The organism is Pseudomonas sp. RL_5y_Pfl2_69, assembly GCF_963970465.1.
Taxonomy (GTDB): Bacteria; Pseudomonadota; Gammaproteobacteria; order Pseudomonadales; family Pseudomonadaceae; genus Aquipseudomonas.
Window position 1 is genome coordinate 92936 of sequence record NZ_CAXAOU010000003.1, and the last position, 15689, is coordinate 108624.

The window sequence follows — 15689 nt, forward strand, 5'->3', positions numbered from 1 at the left end:
GTGTGCATCGGTTAATGATCGGTTAATCGCAGGAACACACTGTAGCTGGACTTGAACTTGCCCAAGGCTTTACCCATGCGTTTGCTGCTGTCCTTTCTATTGATGTGTTTGGTCGGTGTGGCCCAGGCCCAGACCGCGAACAATCCGTTTGCACAGCCTGACTTTCTGCCGGTCAACAAGGCCTTTACCTTCAGTGCCGAGCCATTGCCCTCAGGCGAAACCCGCCTGCAGTGGAAAATAGCCGATACCTACTATTTGTATCAAAAACGCTTCAAGTTCGACGGGCTGGACCCGGCAAAAACCCCGGTATTGCCTCAGGGGCTGGAACACAGCGATGAATTCTTCGGCGCCACCCAGGTGTATCGCGACAGTGTTTCGATACTGATCCCGGCAGGCGCCAGCGGTCAGGTCAAGGTCAGCTGGCAAGGCTGCGCCGATGCAGGCCTGTGTTATCCGCCACAAAGCCAGACGGTCGATCTGGGCGGCGCGCAGCCTGTGACAGCCCAAGGCCAGGCGCAAGACCAGTCACTGGCGGCAAGCTTGCAGCAGCGCTCGCTGGGCTGGAGTTTACTGCTGTTCTTCGGCCTGGGCCTGCTGCTGGCCTTCACTCCGTGCTCACTGCCGATGCTGCCGATTCTGGCCGGTCTGGTCGTGGGCAGTGGTGCCACAGCCGGACGCGGTTTTGCCGTGGCCGGCAGTTATGTGATCAGCATGGCGCTGGTGTATGCCGGACTGGGCGTGCTGGCGGCCCTGCTGGGCGCCAACTTGCAGGCCCTGCTGCAACAGCCGTGGCTGCTGGGCAGCTTTGCCGCGCTGTTCGTGGTGCTGGCGCTGCCCATGTTCGGCTTTTTTGAACTGCAATTGCCTGCCGCCCTGCGGGACCGCCTCGAAACTGCCGGGCGTGGGCGCAAGGGCGGCAGCCTGATCGGCGCAGGTATTCTCGGCGCCCTGTCCGGCTTGCTCGTTGGCCCCTGCATGACCGCCCCCCTGGCCGGTGCCTTGCTGTATATCGCGCAAAGTGGCAATGCCGTCGAAGGTGGCCTGGTGCTCTTTGTGATGGGCCTGGGAATCGGCGTACCGCTGTTGCTGCTGGTGACCGTAGGCAGCCGCTTCCTGCCCAAACCCGGCGCCTGGATGAACCTGATGAAAGGCCTGTTTGGCTTCCTGTTCCTGGGTACGGCGCTGTTGCTGGTGCGCCCGGTACTTGATGAGTCCCTGTGGGTCGGCCTGTGGGGCGTCCTGCTGGTCATTGTGGCGTGCAGCCTGTGGCAGCAGGCGCAGACATTCCTGCGGGCCAAAACGCTGTTCACACCGTTAAGTCTGCTGGCAGGCCTGTGGGGCAGCCTGTTGCTGGTGGGTGCTGCCGGTGGCGGTACCGATCTGTGGCAACCCTTGCAGGTCTACACCGCCGGGACAGTGGCGGGCGCCAGCTCTGCAAGCACGGCCCACGACGCTTTCATCACCATCAAGGACCCCGCAGGCCTGGACCGGGAACTGGCCAGCGCCAAGGCCGATGGCCAGTGGGTCATGCTCGATTACTACGCCGACTGGTGTGTGTCGTGCAAGGTCATGGAGAAGCAGGTGTTCGGCAAACCCCAGGTCATGGATGCACTGCAAGGGGTGCGCCTGTTGCGTCTTGACGTGACCGCCGATAATGTCGCCAGCCGCGAGCTGCTCAGCCGCTATCAGGTACCGGGCCCGCCCAGCTTTGTCTGGATCGGCCCCAACGGAATCGAGCGTCGCGGGCAACGCATCACTGGCGAAGTCAACGCCCAGACCTTCTTGAATAACTGGAACGCCACTCGGGAACTCCTCTAAATGCTCACCCTGACCATCGGTTCGTTTGCGCTGGCCATCAACCATTTGCTGCTGATTCTGGCCCTTGCCCTGGCGACACTGGTGGGGTGGCGGGTGGCCAAGCGCGGTGGCGAAAATCCCGAGTCAGTGCTGTTCAGCCTTTTTTTACTGGGCTTGCTGGTGGCGCGCATCGGTTTTGTCATCAGCTATTGGCGCTACTTCAAGGACGACCCGCTGCAAGTCCTGGACTTGCGCGATGGCGGCTTCTTGCTGTGGCCGGGGCTGATCGCAGTGGTGGCCGGTGCAGTCATCTGGGGCTGGCGCAGGGCCGGCCTGCGGCGGCCACTGGGCTGGGGGCTGGGCAGTGGCCTGGCGTTCTGGCTACTTGCCAGTCTCTCGTCCAGCCTTTACGAACAAGGCACGCGGCTGCCGGAGATGGTGTTGCGCAACGCCAACGGCGAGTCCGTGGAATTGAGCAGCTATCAGGGCGGGCCTCTGGTGATCAACCTGTGGGCCACCTGGTGCCCGCCGTGCCGACGGGAAATGCCGGTCCTGCAGAACGCCCAGCATCAGCATCAGAACGTGACGTTCCTGTTCGTCAACCAGGGCGAGAGCATGCAGAGCGTCAGTACCTTCCTTGAAACCCAGGGCCTGAATCTCAGTAACGTGCTGTTCGACAGTGGCGGCCAACTGGCACAAAAAGTCGGTTCAATGGCCCTGCCGACTACGCTGTTCTATAGCGCTGAAGGCAGGCTGCTGGGCAGTCATCTGGGCGAACTGTCCCAAGCCAGCCTGGCCCGGGCCATGGAGCCCTTAAATCTGAACAATTCAATGTCGGCCCAACAGGCCGACCCTGCAAGGAATGAGCAAAAATGTTTAACCGCAAACTGCTGACCCTGAGCATGACCGCCCTGCTGGGCACTGCACTTTTGCAATCCCCTGCACTGCAGGCCGAGGAACTGCCGCCAGCGATCAAGAAGATTGAAGCCAAAGGCGCAAAAATCATTGGCAGTTTCGATGCGCCCGGCGGTTTGCGTGGCTATGCCGCCCAGTACCAGAACCGTGGCATGGCGCTGTACCTGACCCAGGACGGCAACGTGCTGGTGGGCAATTTGTATGATGCCCAAGGCAATGACTTGAGCCTGGCACCGCTGCAAAAACTGGTTTACGAACCTATGGCCAAGCAAGTCTGGGCCGAGATGGAAAAGAGCAACTGGATCGCCGACGGCAAAAAGGATGCACCGCGGGTTGTTTACCTGTTCAGCGACCCGAACTGCCCGTACTGCAACATGTTCTGGGAACAGGCCCGTCCGTGGGTTGACTCGGGCAAGGTGCAATTGCGCCACATCATGGTGGGTATCATCCGCGAAGACAGCCCTGCCAAATCTGCCGCCTTGCTGGCCGCCAAAAATCCCCAGCAGGCCCTGCACGACCACGAGAAAGCCGGCAAGGCCAGCACGCTCAAGCCTTTGGCCAAAATCCCGGCTGACGTTCAGGCCAAGCTGGATGCCAACGCCCAACTGATGGAGGAGCTGGATGTGGCTGCAACCCCGGCGATTTTCTATCTGGATGAACAAGGCAACCTGCAACAGCAGCAAGGCGCACCGTCGCCGGAAAAACTGGTGCAGATTCTCGGTCCCAAGTAAAAACCGCAGGCTGCGTTCTTGCCCACACAAGATCGCAGCCAGTTGCCGACACCGTCGTGAAGCATGTCTCAGTCCGCCTCTTCAGGCGCTATTAGTTCTATTTCTCAATTGACAATCATTATCATTAAGCCTAGTTTGTGAACAGCTGTGTAGGACGCTTCCCACGAAGAGCGCCTCACTCAAACTTTCGCAACAGGTGATCTCCATGACGGAACAAATGTCCACAGGCAAGTGCGACTCACCCTTACTTCAAGCCTTTGTTGATAACCGACTGGTCCTGGTCAAAATCGCAGCACGCATCACCGGTTGTCGATACAGGGCCGAGGATGTCGTGCAGGATGCTTTCTTCCGTTTGCAGTCCGCGCCGCAGATCACCTCTTCATTCAAGGCACAGCTCAGCTACCTGTTCCAGATCGTGCGCAACCTTGCGATTGATCACTACCGCAAGCAGGCGCTGGAGCAAAAATACTCGGGCACCGAAGAGGAAGGCCTGAACGTGGTCATCCACGGCGCCTCCCCCGAAACCTCACTGATCAATTTCTCGACCCTGGAACACATCGCGCTTGCACTGACCGAACTGCCGAGCCGCACGCGCTATGCGTTCGAGATGTACCGCCTGCACGGCGTGCAGCAAAAAGACATCGCCAAGGAGCTGGGCGTGTCGCCAACGCTGGTCAATTTCATGATTCGCGATGCCCTGATTCACTGCCGCGAGGTCTCGGGAACGCACCCCGATACCTACGCCCGCCGCTAACGCCGAAGCAGCGGCCTCGTTGCTTCGGCAGCTGCTGCAAAGAGTGCCGCTTGACTGACCTTCCCCTACATCTCGACCACGTCAATCTGGTAGGGAGCAAAAATGGCTCTCAACTGCCCATTGTCTCGAAGACTGCTCATCATTTGCGCGAATTGCTGACTCTTGATCGGTGCATCGAGCCGCAGCAACGCGTAGTGCCGATAGATCTGATCGACACGCTCGGACATCATGATCTGTGACTTGACCTTAGGGTCGTAGCGCTGAATGTCGATCAGGTTGGAGCGTGTCATCAATGCAATGTCTGCCCGCCCGCGCAGGACCATCAACAGGTTGCTTTCGTGGGAATAGGTCAGGGTTGCGCTGAAGGTATCGGCAAGGAATTTCGGGGTCGAATTGAACCCGGCAAAGGCGTAGTGATAGCCGCTAAAGAGCGCAAGCCGCTTGCCGCTCAACTCATCAAAATATCGTTGGGCCCGATCAGGTTGGTACCTGGCGACAAATACTTCGGCGTCTTCGAGGCCCATGTCGACGGCCGTGTACGAGAACGCCTGCCAACCCCAGGCAGGATTTTCGAACATCATCATGTCCACCCGCCCCCGCTCAAAATCACGCACGCGCCTTGGGATCGAACTGGGCACCAGGACAAAGCGGTAGTCGCTCTGTAACTGGTTGAGGGCGTTGAGCAATTGTGACAACAGACCGGTGTCGGCACCGCGCTCGGGGCGTACGGTATACGGCGGGAAATGCGCAGCTCCAACCCTGATTTCCTGGGCGGCCCAAACCGGCGTTAGCCAGATCATGCCGAGGGCCAGCAACACACAATGAGCCAACTGTATCGGCGAACACTTTAAAACCATATACATCCCGCGCCGCCCATGGCTGGAACTTATTGATCGACACACGACCTGAGATCGAGCACGCACACCATTAAACCGCCTATAGACTAGCAAGCAAGCGGTCGACTGGCCCACTACAAAATACGTCCCCGGGTCAGTGTTTTAGCTACGCTCCCACTTCAACGCCGATGCTGTTAAAGGAAGCTGCACATGCCTCACTGGCTGGTAATTGACCTGGAAGCCACAACCGATGATGGCGGCTGGCCCCTGGAAGAAATGGAAGTGATTGAAATCGGTGCCAGCGTGGTCACTCGCGCCGGCCGGGAGGTGGATCATTTTCAGCGTTTTATTCGCCCCCAACGTCGTCCCCTCTTGACGCCCTTTTGCCGTCAACTGACTCGCATCACCCAGGCCAACATTGACTCCGGGGCTCCGATGACGGTGGTGTGGGAGCAGTTCGAGCGCTGGCTCGGCCAGCATCTGCCCAAGCTTGAAGGGTGGGCCAGTTGGGGCGACTACGATCGCAAACAGCTGGAGCAGGAATGGCGCCAGAAGCAACTGGACAGTGCCCTGCTGCAATTGCCGCACATGAACCTCAAGCAGCAATTTGCCCAGGCCCGCCAGCTCAAGCGTGCACTTGGACTTAACAGCGCCCTGCAACTGGCCGGAATGCAGTTCAATGGCCAGCAGCATCGCGCCCTGGAAGATGCGCGAAATACTGCACGTTTATTGCCACTGGTACTCAAGGGGTGACGGCCACAAAAGGGCGTGACGGGATAAAACGGCTTCTGCATACTGGCCAGCCTTTTTTAGCCCATTCCGAGGAATCGCCATGTTTAAAGTCAACGAATACTTCGACGGCACCGTCAAGTCGATTGCCTTCGCACAAACCGAAGGCAAGGCCACCATTGGCGTCATGGCTGCGGGCGAATACGAGTTCGGCACAGCCGAGCGTGAAATCATGCACGTGGTCTCAGGTGAACTGAGCGTCAAGCTGCCGGGCAGCAGCGAGTATGAAACCTTCAAGAGCGGCAGCCAGTTCAACGTGCCGGCCAACAGCAAGTTCCAGCTCAAGGTTGCAGTGGACACCGCTTACCTGTGTGAGTACCGCTAAATCCCCCTCTGGCAGCAACTGTCTTGATGCTGCCATGTGGGAGCGGGCTTGCTCGCGATACAGACGACCCGGTCTGTCTGTTGAATCGCGTTGATGCCATCGCGAGCGAGCCCGCTCCCACCGCTACACCCCTACGTTGAACTGCAACGCCGCCAACCGCGCATACAGCGGGTTGCTGGCGATCAACTGTGCGTGGGTGCCGATGGCAACCAGCTTGCCCTGATCCATGACCGCAATGCGGTCGGCGTTCTGCACAGTGGCCAGGCGATGAGCAATCACCAGCGTCGTGCGGCCTTGCATCAGGCTGGGCAATGCCTGCTGGATCAAGTGTTCGCTCTGGGCATCCAGGGCACTGGTGGCTTCGTCCAGCAACAGGATCGGGGCATCCACCAGCAGCGCCCGGGCGATAGCCAGACGCTGGCGTTGACCGCCCGATAACCCCAGACCGCCATCACCCAAGTGGGTTTTGTAGCCCTCGGGCATTTGCAGGATGAAGTCATGGGCATGGGCAATCCGTGCGGCGGCTTCAACTTGCCCATCGCTGGCACTCGCATTGCCGTAGCGGATGTTGTCTTCAATGGTGCCGAAAAACAGTGCCGGGGTTTGCGACACCAGGGCAAAGCAACGGCGCAGGTCTTGCGGGTCAAGTTGGGTGATCGGCTGCCCCTCAAGCAGGATCTGGCCTTGCTGGGGATCGTAAAAGCGCAGCAGCAGGTCAAACAACGTCGACTTGCCTGCCCCCGAAGGCCCCACCAACGCCAGGGTTTCCCCCGCGTTAACCGACAGGCTTAGCCCGTCAATCGCGTAGCTTTCAGGCCGTGAAGGGTAGGAAAACCGCAGGTTTTCGAGTTGCAGATTACCGTCCACCCGCTCGGGTAAAACGCGCAGGTCGGTGCTCGGTGGCAAGATCAGGCTTTTTGCCTGCAGCAGCTCGGCAATTCGCTCGGCCGCACCCGCCGCCTGTTGCAGTTCGCCAATGACTTCACTCAGGGTGCCAAACGCGCTGCCCACCACCAGGCTGTAGAACACAAAGGCTGCCAGCTCGCCACCGGTGATGCGCCCCGCGATCACGTCCATGCCACCGACCCACAGCATCACCCCGACGGCGCCCAGTACCAGCAAAATCACCAACGTGATCAACCATGCCCGTTGCAGGATACGTTTGCGTGCGGTGGCAAACGCATGCTCAACGGTGCTGGCAAAGCGCTGCTGGTCTTGCTGTTGATGGTTATAGGCCTGGACCGTCTTGATCTGGCCCAGGGCCTCGGCGACATAGCTGCCGACATCGGCAATCCGGTCCTGACTCTGGCGCGACAGGCTGCGCACCCGGCGACCAAAAAACAGAATGGGCACCAGCACCAGTGGCAAGGCGACCACCACGATACTGGTGAGTTTGGGGTTGGTGACAAACAACAGCACCACGCCGCCGATCACCATGAGGCTGTTGCGCAAGAACAGGGACAGCGAAGAACCGATCACTGATTGCAACAAGGTGGTGTCGGTGGTCAGTCGTGACTGGATTTCCGAACTGCGGTTGTTCTCGTAGAACCCCGGGTGCAAATCGATCAGGTGATTGAACACCTGGCGCCGAATGTCCGCGACCACCCGCTCACCGATCCACGACACCAGATAAAAACGCACAAAGGTGCCCACGGACAATCCCAGCACCAGCATCAGAAAAAAACCGATGGACTGGTTAAGCAGGTGCGGGGACTGGGTCATAAAACCCTTGTCCACCAGCAAGCGAATGCCCTGCCCCATCGACAAGGTAATGCCCGCTGTCACAATCAGGGCCAACAGGGCGCCACCGGCATGCCAACGATAGGGCGCAATGAAATGGGTGGCCAGGCGGATGGCACGACGATGACGGGACGAAAGCATGGGAGGGTATCCAGAATGAGGATCAGCGTAAAAAGCCTTACACAGCCTACAACGAAGTTCGGCTTACGCTGGTAAACCTTTCTCACTCGTTTTGATTATGACCTGCCTCAACAGGTCCTAGGCAGTAATGTTCTAAAGTCGGGCTGGAAGTTTCAGGATATTTCTGTTGGACTGGGCTGGTGGCCAAGTTTGTAACCGCTTGGTCATCAATCGGATCTACAGTAGCGCTACACCCTGATGAGGAGACAGGCCATGGATTTGCAACAGAACGCTCAAGCCGTACCGGTGATTCGCACCCAACCACAGCAATCCCTGGGGTGCGCGTTTATCGACGAGAATGGACAGGAGATCCTGATCACTGAAGCCATGATCCAGGACGCTTGCCACGAACTGGAGCAACGCCTGGTCAAGCCGTCTCGCAAGGACTGATCCTTGCCTGCAAGACCTTGTTCATGATCACACTGCATTCGCGACACTGACCGGCCCTACTGCGTAGGGCCGGTTTTTTTGTGCCCTGGACTTTTAGACCGGCACCGCACCCAACGCTTTGACCAGTTGGGTCAAGGCGACTGATTCGCCCTCGATATGCACGGGCAAACCTTCGATCTCGCGGCGAATCGGGTAGTGCTTGCGCAAAGCATCAAACGCCAGCTTCTGCTCCTGGACACTGCCGATCAGGCTGCGGCGAAAATCCGCATCGTCACGGCGCGGGTCGTAAACGCCGCGACAGATCATGGCCATTGCCCAGCCAGGATCGGTGTTGGCACTCAGCTCGACCTTCGCCAGCCAAGGGGCAGGCAACAGATCGGCAAGTTTTACCTGCGGGGTATGGCCCAGGAAATCGCACAACGCCTGATAAATCTGTGCGGTGCCCCGCTGCTTGCCATCCAGGCTGTGCCCGGCGATGTGCGGGGTCGCCAGTACGCACAAGTCAGCCAGTTCGACGTCAACTTGCGGCTCGTCCTCCCACACATCCAGTACCGCCTGGAGGTCTTCGCGCCGGGTGAGCACTGTGCGCAATGCGGCATTATCAATCACCGGGCCCCGGCTGGCGTTGATCAACCAGGTGCCCGGCTTCAGTTGCTCCAGACGCTGCTGGTCGAACAAGTGCCAGGTCGGGTAGTCGCCCGTTTTATCCAGCGGAGTGTGCAGGCTGAGCACATCGCAATGCTCAATGATGTGTTCGAGGCTGACGTAATCGCCCCCCTCGACTGCCTGTCGCACCGGATCACACACCAGCACGTTGAGGCCCAGGGCACGCAGCACATTGACCAGGCGCCCGCCCACTTCACCGGCGCCAATCACGCCGTAGGTGCGTTGCGTCAGATCGACACCTTCGATCTCGGCCAGGGTCAACAAACTGCCGAGCACGTAGTCGACCACGCCCCGGGCATTGCAACCGGGGGCGCTGGACCACTGAATTCCGGCTTGCTGAAAGTAGTCGAGGGCCAGGTGATCGGTGCCGATGGTGCATGTTCCGACAAACCGTACCGCGCTGCCTTCGAGCAGGTCGCGATCGACTTTCGTCACGGAGCGCACCAGCAGGATATCGGCGTCATGCACGTCGGCACGGCTGATCTGGCGCCCCGGAAAACGGCGTATTTCACCGAAGTCAGCAAAAAATTCTTCGATCAGCGGAATATTTTCGTCAGCAACAATCAACATGGCAGGCTCCTTTCGCGGAGTGGCAGTGTAGGCGTTGTTGCGATGAATGGGCCAGCCGGGTGTGGAAGGTACTCACAGTCACGCTTACAAAGCTCCTACAACTCAATGTTTTCTGACCATTTGGTCAAGGGTACAATCGCCAGCTTTGCGCGTTAAACACTGTGGATGCACGCTTGTGAACTCTGTCACTCATACTCCCCCTTCTACCGCTGTCAGCCGCCCGGCCCGGGTTCGTACAGAAGTGCGCGCACTCCTGGCACTGGCGTTTCCGATCATCATTTCGCAAATCGCCACCACCGCAATGGGGTTTGTCGATGCGGTGATGGCCGGGCGCGTCGGCCCGCGGGATCTGGCGGCCGTGGCGCTGGGCAACTCCATCTGGGTCCCGGTGTTTCTGCTGATGTCGGGCATTTTGTTAGCCACCACACCCAAAGTGGCCCAACGTTTTGGCGCGGATGCCCACAGCGACATCGGCCCGATCGTGCGCCAGGCGCTGTGGCTGGCATTGATTACCGGCCTGTGTGCGGCCCTCATTCTGATCGGTGCCGAACCCCTGCTGCATGGGATGAAGGTCGACCCTGACTTGATCGAGCCGAGCATGGGTTATTTGTACGGGATCGCCAGTGGCATGCCCGCAGTCGGGCTGTATTGCGTATTACGCAATTTCAGCGATGGCCTGGGTAAAACCCGACCAAGCATGGTGCTGGGGCTGAGTGCCCTGGCACTCAATATCCCGATCAACTACATCTTTATTTATGGTCACTTTGGCGTACCCGCCATGGGCGGTGTGGGCTGTGGTTGGGCCACGGCCATTGTGATGTGGTTCATGGCCATCGGCATGGTGGTCTGCACCTGGCGAGGGGCTGTCTACCAGTCGAGCAAGGTGTACAGCCATTTTGAATGGCCACAGTGGGCGATCCTCAAACGCTTGCTCAGCGTGGGCCTGCCAATTGGTATCGCGGTATTTGCCGAGTCGAGTATTTTTGCGGTGATTGCGCTGCTGATCGGCAGTCTCGGTGCAACCGTGGTGGCGGGCCATCAGATCGCCCTGAACTTCAGCTCGCTGGTGTTCATGATTCCGTATTCGCTGGGCATGGCCATCACCGTGCGTGTTGGCCAGGCCCTGGGCCGTCAACAGCCTCGCGAAGCGCGATTTGTCGCTGGCGTGGGCATGGGCACAGCGCTGGTATGGGCGGCGATTTCCGCCAGCCTGATCCTGCTGCTGCGTGAGCAGATTGCGACCGTCTACACCGCCGACCCGCTGGTGATCGAGGTGGCAACCATGCTGCTGATGTTTGCTGCGCTGTATCAGTTTTCGGACGTGATCCAGGTCACCGCAGCCGGCGCCCTGCGGGGCTATCAAGACACGCGGGTGACGATGGTTCTGACGCTGTTCGCGTATTGGGGCATCGGTTTGCCGGTGGGCTACGCGCTGGGGCTGACCGACTGGTTTGGCGAGGCCAATGGCCCGAGCGGGCTATGGCAAGGTTTGATCGTCGGCCTGACCTGCGCCGCGCTGATGCTCGGCGTGCGGCTGGCGCGCAGTGCGAAGAAACACATTCGCCGCGCCGCATAACACGTGGTCGCTGCCGAAGGCTGCGGGAAGGACTGCGGGGCCTTCAATATAACGGGTTGCTCCGCAACCCTTCGCAGCCTTCGGCAGCGACTACGGGTCCAGCTCAATCCTGCTTCTTGCGGATCCAGTACAGGTACTTGCCCGCCTCTTCCTGTTGCCCCACCAGTTCATGGTCAAGAAACACGCAGAACTTGGGAATGTCGCGCCGGGTCGAGGGATCGGTGGCAATGACTTTCAACAAGCCACCCGGCGCCAGGTCGCGAATGTGTTGGTGCAGCATCATCACCGGCTCAGGGCAGTTAAGGCCGGTGGCGTCCAGGGTGCCGTCAACCGGCAGGTCAGTAAAACTCATCAGTTACTCCCGAATCAGCGAGATTTAGGTTTTTTAACGTCCAGTCGACGCAAATGACAGGTCACTTCTTCACGGTCGTGATACAGCTGCTTGCAGCCGATTTCGACCTGAATACCCCGCGCCTTGAAGCCATCTGCAATACGGTCGAGCAAGCGGCGCACTTCGGCATAACGCTGCTTCATCGGCAGTTTCAGGTTGACCACCGCTTCACGGCAATGACCTTCGCCGATCCACTCTTCAAGCATCGCGGCATTGCGCGCCGGCTTCTCTACGATGTCACAGACCATCCAGTCCACCGGTTGCTTGGGCTTGAAGGTAAAGCCATCGGCCATCAAGTGCTGAACCAGGCCGGTGTCCATCAGGCTTTCAGCCATTGGGCCGTTGTCGATGGCGGTCACGATCATGCCGCGATTGACCAACTGCCAGGTCCAGCCACCTGGCGCCGCGCCGAGGTCCACGCCGGTCATGTCACTGTGCAAGCGCTCATCCCATTGATCACGGGGGATAAAGTGATGCCAGGCTTCTTCCAGCTTGAGTGTGGAGCGGCTCGGCGCTTCACGGGGGAACTTGAGACGCGGAATGCCCATGGGCCACATGGCCGAGTTATCGGCTTCAGCCAACCCGAGAAACACTTCGCGCCCGCTTTTAAAGGTCAGCAGCAGACGCGGCTTGTGGGCATCGTCTTCTACCAGTTTGCCGGCCTTGATCAACGCCTTGCGCAGATGGGCGTCAAACTTTTTGCAGAAGTTGGACAGCTCTTTACCGTCATTGGTGTCGACTATTTCCAGCCACAGGCTGCCGCACACCGGAAAGTCCGCCATGTGCTCAAGAATAACGCTGATCCGGTCGGTTTCCGGGAGATCGACAAAGCCGCCACGGGCCCATTGCCGCGGGAAAATCAGCTCGGCAAAACGCAGGCCTTTCATCAGGCGTTCAGCGCCGCCTTCTTCGGTACACACAAATTCGGCGCAGGCAGTGCTCGGCTTGGCCTTGGCATAGCCAGACACATTGAGGCGGGCGGCGTGTTCGGCGATTTCCGAGCAGACTTCGCCTTCAAACCCGGGCCGGCAGTGCATAAAAACGGTGTTCATTGAATTACTCCTGGGCAGCTGGCAGGAATTGGCCAGCTGCGCATCCTTGATTTGGCGCAAGGACTGTCACGAAAAGGTCGGCATGATAGCCGAGTTCGGAACCTTGAACCCCCATAGACAGTCCAGTTATTAGCCAGAGCCCGGAATCAGAGCTAGGTTAGAAGCTCTGTTTGTGCCACGTGATCCGTCTAAAGGAGTCATTTCATGTCCTCCCTCGATAGCCTGAACACCCTAGCCACACTAAAAGTCGACGATAAGACTTATCACTACTTCAGCCTTGAACTCGCCGCCCAATCACTGGGCGATCTGAACAAGCTGCCCATGTCGCTCAAAGTGTTGCTGGAAAATCTGCTGCGCTGGGAGGACGGCAAAACCGTTACCGAGCCTGACCTCAAGGCGCTGGCTGCCTGGCTCAAGGAGCGGCGCAGCGACCGGGAAATCCAGTACCGCCCTGCCCGTGTGCTGATGCAAGACTTTACCGGTGTACCGGCAGTGGTCGATCTGGCCGCCATGCGCGCCGCAATGGCCAAGGCGGGTGGCGATCCGCAGCGAATCAACCCGCTGTCTCCCGTTGACCTGGTGATCGACCACTCGGTGATGGTTGACCGGTTCGCCAGCGCCAGCGCCTTTGAGCAAAACGTCGACATCGAGATGGAACGCAACGGCGAGCGGTATGCGTTTTTGCGCTGGGGGCAGAATGCCTTCGATAACTTCAGCGTTGTCCCGCCCGGCACCGGAATTTGCCATCAGGTCAACCTGGAGTATCTGGGTCGTACGGTCTGGACCAAAGACGAAGACGGTCGCACGTATGCCTTCCCGGATACGCTGGTGGGCACCGATTCCCACACAACCATGATCAATGGCCTCGGCGTACTGGGCTGGGGTGTGGGCGGGATCGAAGCCGAAGCCGCCATGCTCGGCCAGCCCGTGTCGATGCTGATCCCGGAAGTGGTGGGGTTCAAGCTCAGCGGCAAACTCAAAGAAGGCATCACCGCGACGGATCTGGTGCTGACAGTTACGCAAATGCTGCGCAGCAAGGGCGTTGTCGGCAAGTTCGTCGAATTTTATGGCGATGGCCTTGCCGATCTGCCTCTGGCCGACCGTGCCACCATTGCCAACATGGCCCCGGAATATGGCGCAACCTGCGGCTTTTTCCCGGTGGATGAAATCACTCTGGACTACTTGCGTTTGTCCGGACGCCCTGCCGCCACGGTCAAACTGGTCGAGGCTTATTGCAAGGCCCAGGGTTTGTGGCGGATAGCGGGCCAGGAACCGGTTTTCACGCAAACCCTGGCACTGGACATGGGCACCGTCGAAGCCAGTCTGGCCGGGCCAAAACGCCCGCAAGACCGGGTGTCGCTGCCCAATGTCGGCCAGGCCTTCGATGAGTTTCTCAGCCTGCAATTCAAACCCACCCCTAAAGAAGTAGGCCGTCTGGAAAGCGAAGGCGGCGGCGGTGTGGCTGTGGGCAATGCAGACTTGATCGGCGAAGCGGATTACAGCGTTGATGGCCATACCTATCGCCTGAAAAACGGCGCCGTGGTGATTGCAGCCATCACCTCATGCACCAACACTTCGAACCCGAGTGTGATGATGGCTGCCGGGCTGGTGGCCAAAAAAGCCGTCGAAAAAGGCCTGAAGAGCCAGCCCTGGGTCAAGACGTCCCTGGCACCAGGCTCCAAGGTCGTGACCGATTACTACAAGGCCGCCGGCCTGACCCACTACCTCGATCAACTGGGTTTCGCCCTGGTGGGCTACGGCTGCACGACCTGCATCGGCAACTCCGGGCCACTGCCTGAGCCGATTGAAAAGGCAATTACCCAGTCCGATCTGACCGTGGCCTCGGTACTGTCGGGCAACCGCAACTTTGAAGGGCGCGTCCACCCGCTGGTGAAAACCAACTGGCTGGCCTCACCGCCGCTGGTGGTGGCCTATGCCCTGGCGGGCACCGTGCGGATTGATATCAGCCGTGACCCGCTGGGAACCGGCAAAGACGGCCAACCGGTGTACCTGCGCGATATCTGGCCCAGCCAGAAAGAAATCGCCGACGCCGTGGCCCAGGTCACCACCGGTATGTTCCACAAGGAATACGCTGAAGTGTTTGCCGGTGATGCCCAGTGGCAGGCCATTGAAGTCCCCCAAGCCGCGACTTATGTCTGGCAGGCCGACTCGACCTACATCCAGCACCCGCCGTTTTTCGACAACATCAGCGGGCCGTTGCCGGTGATTGCTGACGTCAAGGCGGCGAATATCCTGGCACTGCTGGGCGATTCGGTCACCACCGACCACATCTCCCCTGCGGGCAACATCAAGGCGGACAGCCCCGCCGGACGCTATCTGCGTGAGAAAGGCGTCGAGCCACGGGATTTCAACTCCTATGGCTCACGACGCGGCAACCACGAAGTCATGATGCGCGGCACCTTTGCCAATATCCGCATTCGCAACGAAATGCTCGGGGGCGAAGAAGGCGGCAATACGATCTACATTCCCACCGGCGAGAAACTGCCGATCTACGATGCAGCCATGGCCTATCAGGCATCCGGTACACCGCTGGTGGTGATTGCCGGTCAGGAATACGGCACCGGTTCCAGCCGTGACTGGGCAGCCAAAGGCACTAACCTGCTGGGGGTCAAAGCGGTCATTGCCGAGAGCTTTGAGCGTATCCACCGCTCGAACCTGGTGGGCATGGGCGTTCTGCCATTGCAGTTCAAGCTCGACCAGAACCGCAAGAGCCTGAACCTCACAGGCAAGGAGACGCTGGATATCCTGGGGCTTACCGGCGCGCAACTACAACCACGGATGAACCTGACGCTGGTGATCACCCGCGAGGATGGCAGCCAGGATAAAGTCGAAGTGCTGTGCAGGATCGATACGCTTAACGAGGTGGAATACTTCAAAGCGGGAGGGATTTTGCACTATGTGTTGCGTCAGCTGATTGCCTCTTAGCCACACCTGAACACTGTAGAAGCGGGCTTGC

At 59.2% G+C, this 15689-nt stretch carries 14 protein-coding genes; 9 read left to right on the forward strand and 5 right to left on the reverse strand.

The window, feature by feature from the left end; all coding sequences use genetic code 11:
• Window positions 1-75: 75 nt before the first annotated feature.
• The 4 genes from dsbD (at window position 76) to AACY07_RS06635 (ending at window position 4197) form a co-directional block, all read left to right on the forward strand.
• The gene (gene dsbD / locus AACY07_RS06620; protein WP_339474049.1) at window positions 76-1818 is read left to right on the forward strand and encodes a protein-disulfide reductase DsbD; all 1743 of its coding nucleotides are present in this window, start codon (window positions 76-78) and stop codon (window positions 1816-1818) included.
• Window positions 1819-2691: a TlpA disulfide reductase family protein gene (locus tag AACY07_RS06625; RefSeq protein ID WP_339474051.1), complete on the forward strand. Its 873-nt coding sequence runs from the start codon at window positions 1819-1821 to the stop codon at window positions 2689-2691.
• On the forward strand, window positions 2670-3443 hold the full coding sequence (gene dsbG / locus AACY07_RS06630; protein WP_339474053.1) for a thiol:disulfide interchange protein DsbG: 774 nt from the start codon (window positions 2670-2672) through the stop codon (window positions 3441-3443). Before AACY07_RS06625 ends, dsbG begins: the two co-directional genes overlap by 22 nt.
• A 205-nt stretch (window positions 3444-3648) precedes the next feature.
• Entirely contained in the window at window positions 3649-4197 is a 549-nt protein-coding gene (locus AACY07_RS06635) for an RNA polymerase factor sigma-70 (protein ID WP_133077176.1), read from the forward strand.
• Between the two features lie 65 nt (window positions 4198-4262).
• Here AACY07_RS06635 and AACY07_RS06640 read toward each other — a convergent pair whose 3' ends face one another.
• The gene (locus tag AACY07_RS06640) at window positions 4263-5054 is read right to left on the reverse strand and encodes a substrate-binding periplasmic protein (RefSeq protein ID WP_339474364.1); all 792 of its coding nucleotides are present in this window, start codon (window positions 5052-5054) and stop codon (window positions 4263-4265) included.
• Window positions 5055-5243: 189 nt separating this feature from the next.
• On the opposite strand from AACY07_RS06640, the gene AACY07_RS06645 reads away from it, so the two are divergent.
• Both AACY07_RS06645 and ppnP read left to right on the forward strand, forming a co-directional pair.
• Window positions 5244-5786, forward strand: a complete 543-nt coding sequence (locus AACY07_RS06645; protein WP_133077174.1) for an exonuclease domain-containing protein — start codon at window positions 5244-5246, stop codon at window positions 5784-5786.
• Window positions 5787-5865: 79 nt separating this feature from the next.
• Complete coding sequence (ppnP, locus tag AACY07_RS06650; protein WP_133077173.1) at window positions 5866-6147, forward strand: pyrimidine/purine nucleoside phosphorylase; 282 nt, start codon at window positions 5866-5868, stop codon at window positions 6145-6147.
• A gap of 123 nt (window positions 6148-6270) precedes the next feature.
• On the opposite strand, the gene AACY07_RS06655 is transcribed toward ppnP, so the two are convergent.
• The gene (locus tag AACY07_RS06655; protein WP_339474056.1) at window positions 6271-8028 is read right to left on the reverse strand and encodes an ABC transporter transmembrane domain-containing protein; all 1758 of its coding nucleotides are present in this window, start codon (window positions 8026-8028) and stop codon (window positions 6271-6273) included.
• A 252-nt stretch (window positions 8029-8280) separates the two neighbouring features.
• Here AACY07_RS06655 and AACY07_RS06660 point away from each other — a divergent pair, with 252 nt between their 5' ends.
• A complete protein-coding gene (locus tag AACY07_RS06660) occupies window positions 8281-8457 on the forward strand; it encodes a PA1571 family protein (RefSeq protein WP_219261512.1) in 177 nt (58 codons plus the stop codon).
• Window positions 8458-8550: 93 nt separating this feature from the next.
• Here the strand turns inward: AACY07_RS06660 and pdxB are convergent, their stop codons facing one another.
• Complete coding sequence (gene pdxB, locus AACY07_RS06665) at window positions 8551-9693, reverse strand: 4-phosphoerythronate dehydrogenase PdxB (RefSeq protein ID WP_339474058.1); 1143 nt, start codon at window positions 9691-9693, stop codon at window positions 8551-8553.
• A gap of 175 nt (window positions 9694-9868) precedes the next feature.
• On the opposite strand from pdxB, the gene AACY07_RS06670 reads away from it, so the two are divergent.
• Window positions 9869-11269, forward strand: a complete 1401-nt coding sequence (locus AACY07_RS06670) for an MATE family efflux transporter (protein ID WP_133077170.1) — start codon at window positions 9869-9871, stop codon at window positions 11267-11269.
• A 103-nt stretch (window positions 11270-11372) separates the two neighbouring features.
• Here AACY07_RS06670 and tusA read toward each other — a convergent pair whose 3' ends face one another.
• Window positions 11373-11621 (reverse strand): sulfurtransferase TusA, encoded by a 249-nt coding sequence (gene tusA / locus AACY07_RS06675; RefSeq protein WP_019826659.1) that lies wholly within the window; start codon window positions 11619-11621, stop codon window positions 11373-11375.
• 14 nt (window positions 11622-11635) lie between these two features.
• A complete protein-coding gene (gene rlmM, locus AACY07_RS06680) occupies window positions 11636-12712 on the reverse strand; it encodes a 23S rRNA (cytidine(2498)-2'-O)-methyltransferase RlmM (protein ID WP_133077169.1) in 1077 nt (358 codons plus the stop codon).
• Between the two features lie 204 nt (window positions 12713-12916).
• Here rlmM and acnA point away from each other — a divergent pair, with 204 nt between their 5' ends.
• Window positions 12917-15658 carry an aconitate hydratase AcnA gene (acnA, locus tag AACY07_RS06685; protein WP_339474059.1) on the forward strand — a complete coding sequence of 914 codons (2742 nt, stop codon included), beginning with the start codon at window positions 12917-12919 and terminating at the stop codon, window positions 15656-15658.
• The last annotated feature ends 31 nt before the right edge of the window (window positions 15659-15689 follow it).

Excerpts from the sequence above, each read along its gene's own strand:
- rlmM (WP_133077169.1), bottom strand. The coding sequence starts at position 12,712 with ATGAACACCGTTTTTATGCACTGCCGGCCCGGGTTTGAAGGCGAAGTC.
- dsbD (WP_339474049.1), top strand. The coding sequence starts at position 76 with ATGCGTTTGCTGCTGTCCTTTCTATTGATGTGTTTGGTCGGTGTGGCC.
- tusA (WP_019826659.1), bottom strand. The coding sequence starts at position 11,621 with ATGAGTTTTACTGACCTGCCGGTTGACGGCACCCTGGACGCCACCGGC.
- acnA (WP_339474059.1), top strand. The coding sequence starts at position 12,917 with ATGTCCTCCCTCGATAGCCTGAACACCCTAGCCACACTAAAAGTCGAC.
- ppnP (WP_133077173.1), top strand. The coding sequence starts at position 5,866 with ATGTTTAAAGTCAACGAATACTTCGACGGCACCGTCAAGTCGATTGCC.
- AACY07_RS06660 (WP_219261512.1), top strand. The coding sequence starts at position 8,281 with ATGGATTTGCAACAGAACGCTCAAGCCGTACCGGTGATTCGCACCCAA.
- dsbG (WP_339474053.1), top strand. The coding sequence starts at position 2,670 with ATGTTTAACCGCAAACTGCTGACCCTGAGCATGACCGCCCTGCTGGGC.
- AACY07_RS06625 (WP_339474051.1), top strand. The coding sequence starts at position 1,819 with ATGCTCACCCTGACCATCGGTTCGTTTGCGCTGGCCATCAACCATTTG.
- AACY07_RS06640 (WP_339474364.1), bottom strand. The coding sequence starts at position 5,054 with ATGGTTTTAAAGTGTTCGCCGATACAGTTGGCTCATTGTGTGTTGCTG.
- AACY07_RS06635 (WP_133077176.1), top strand. The coding sequence starts at position 3,649 with ATGACGGAACAAATGTCCACAGGCAAGTGCGACTCACCCTTACTTCAA.
- AACY07_RS06655 (WP_339474056.1), bottom strand. The coding sequence starts at position 8,028 with ATGCTTTCGTCCCGTCATCGTCGTGCCATCCGCCTGGCCACCCATTTC.
- AACY07_RS06645 (WP_133077174.1), top strand. The coding sequence starts at position 5,244 with ATGCCTCACTGGCTGGTAATTGACCTGGAAGCCACAACCGATGATGGC.
- pdxB (WP_339474058.1), bottom strand. The coding sequence starts at position 9,693 with ATGTTGATTGTTGCTGACGAAAATATTCCGCTGATCGAAGAATTTTTT.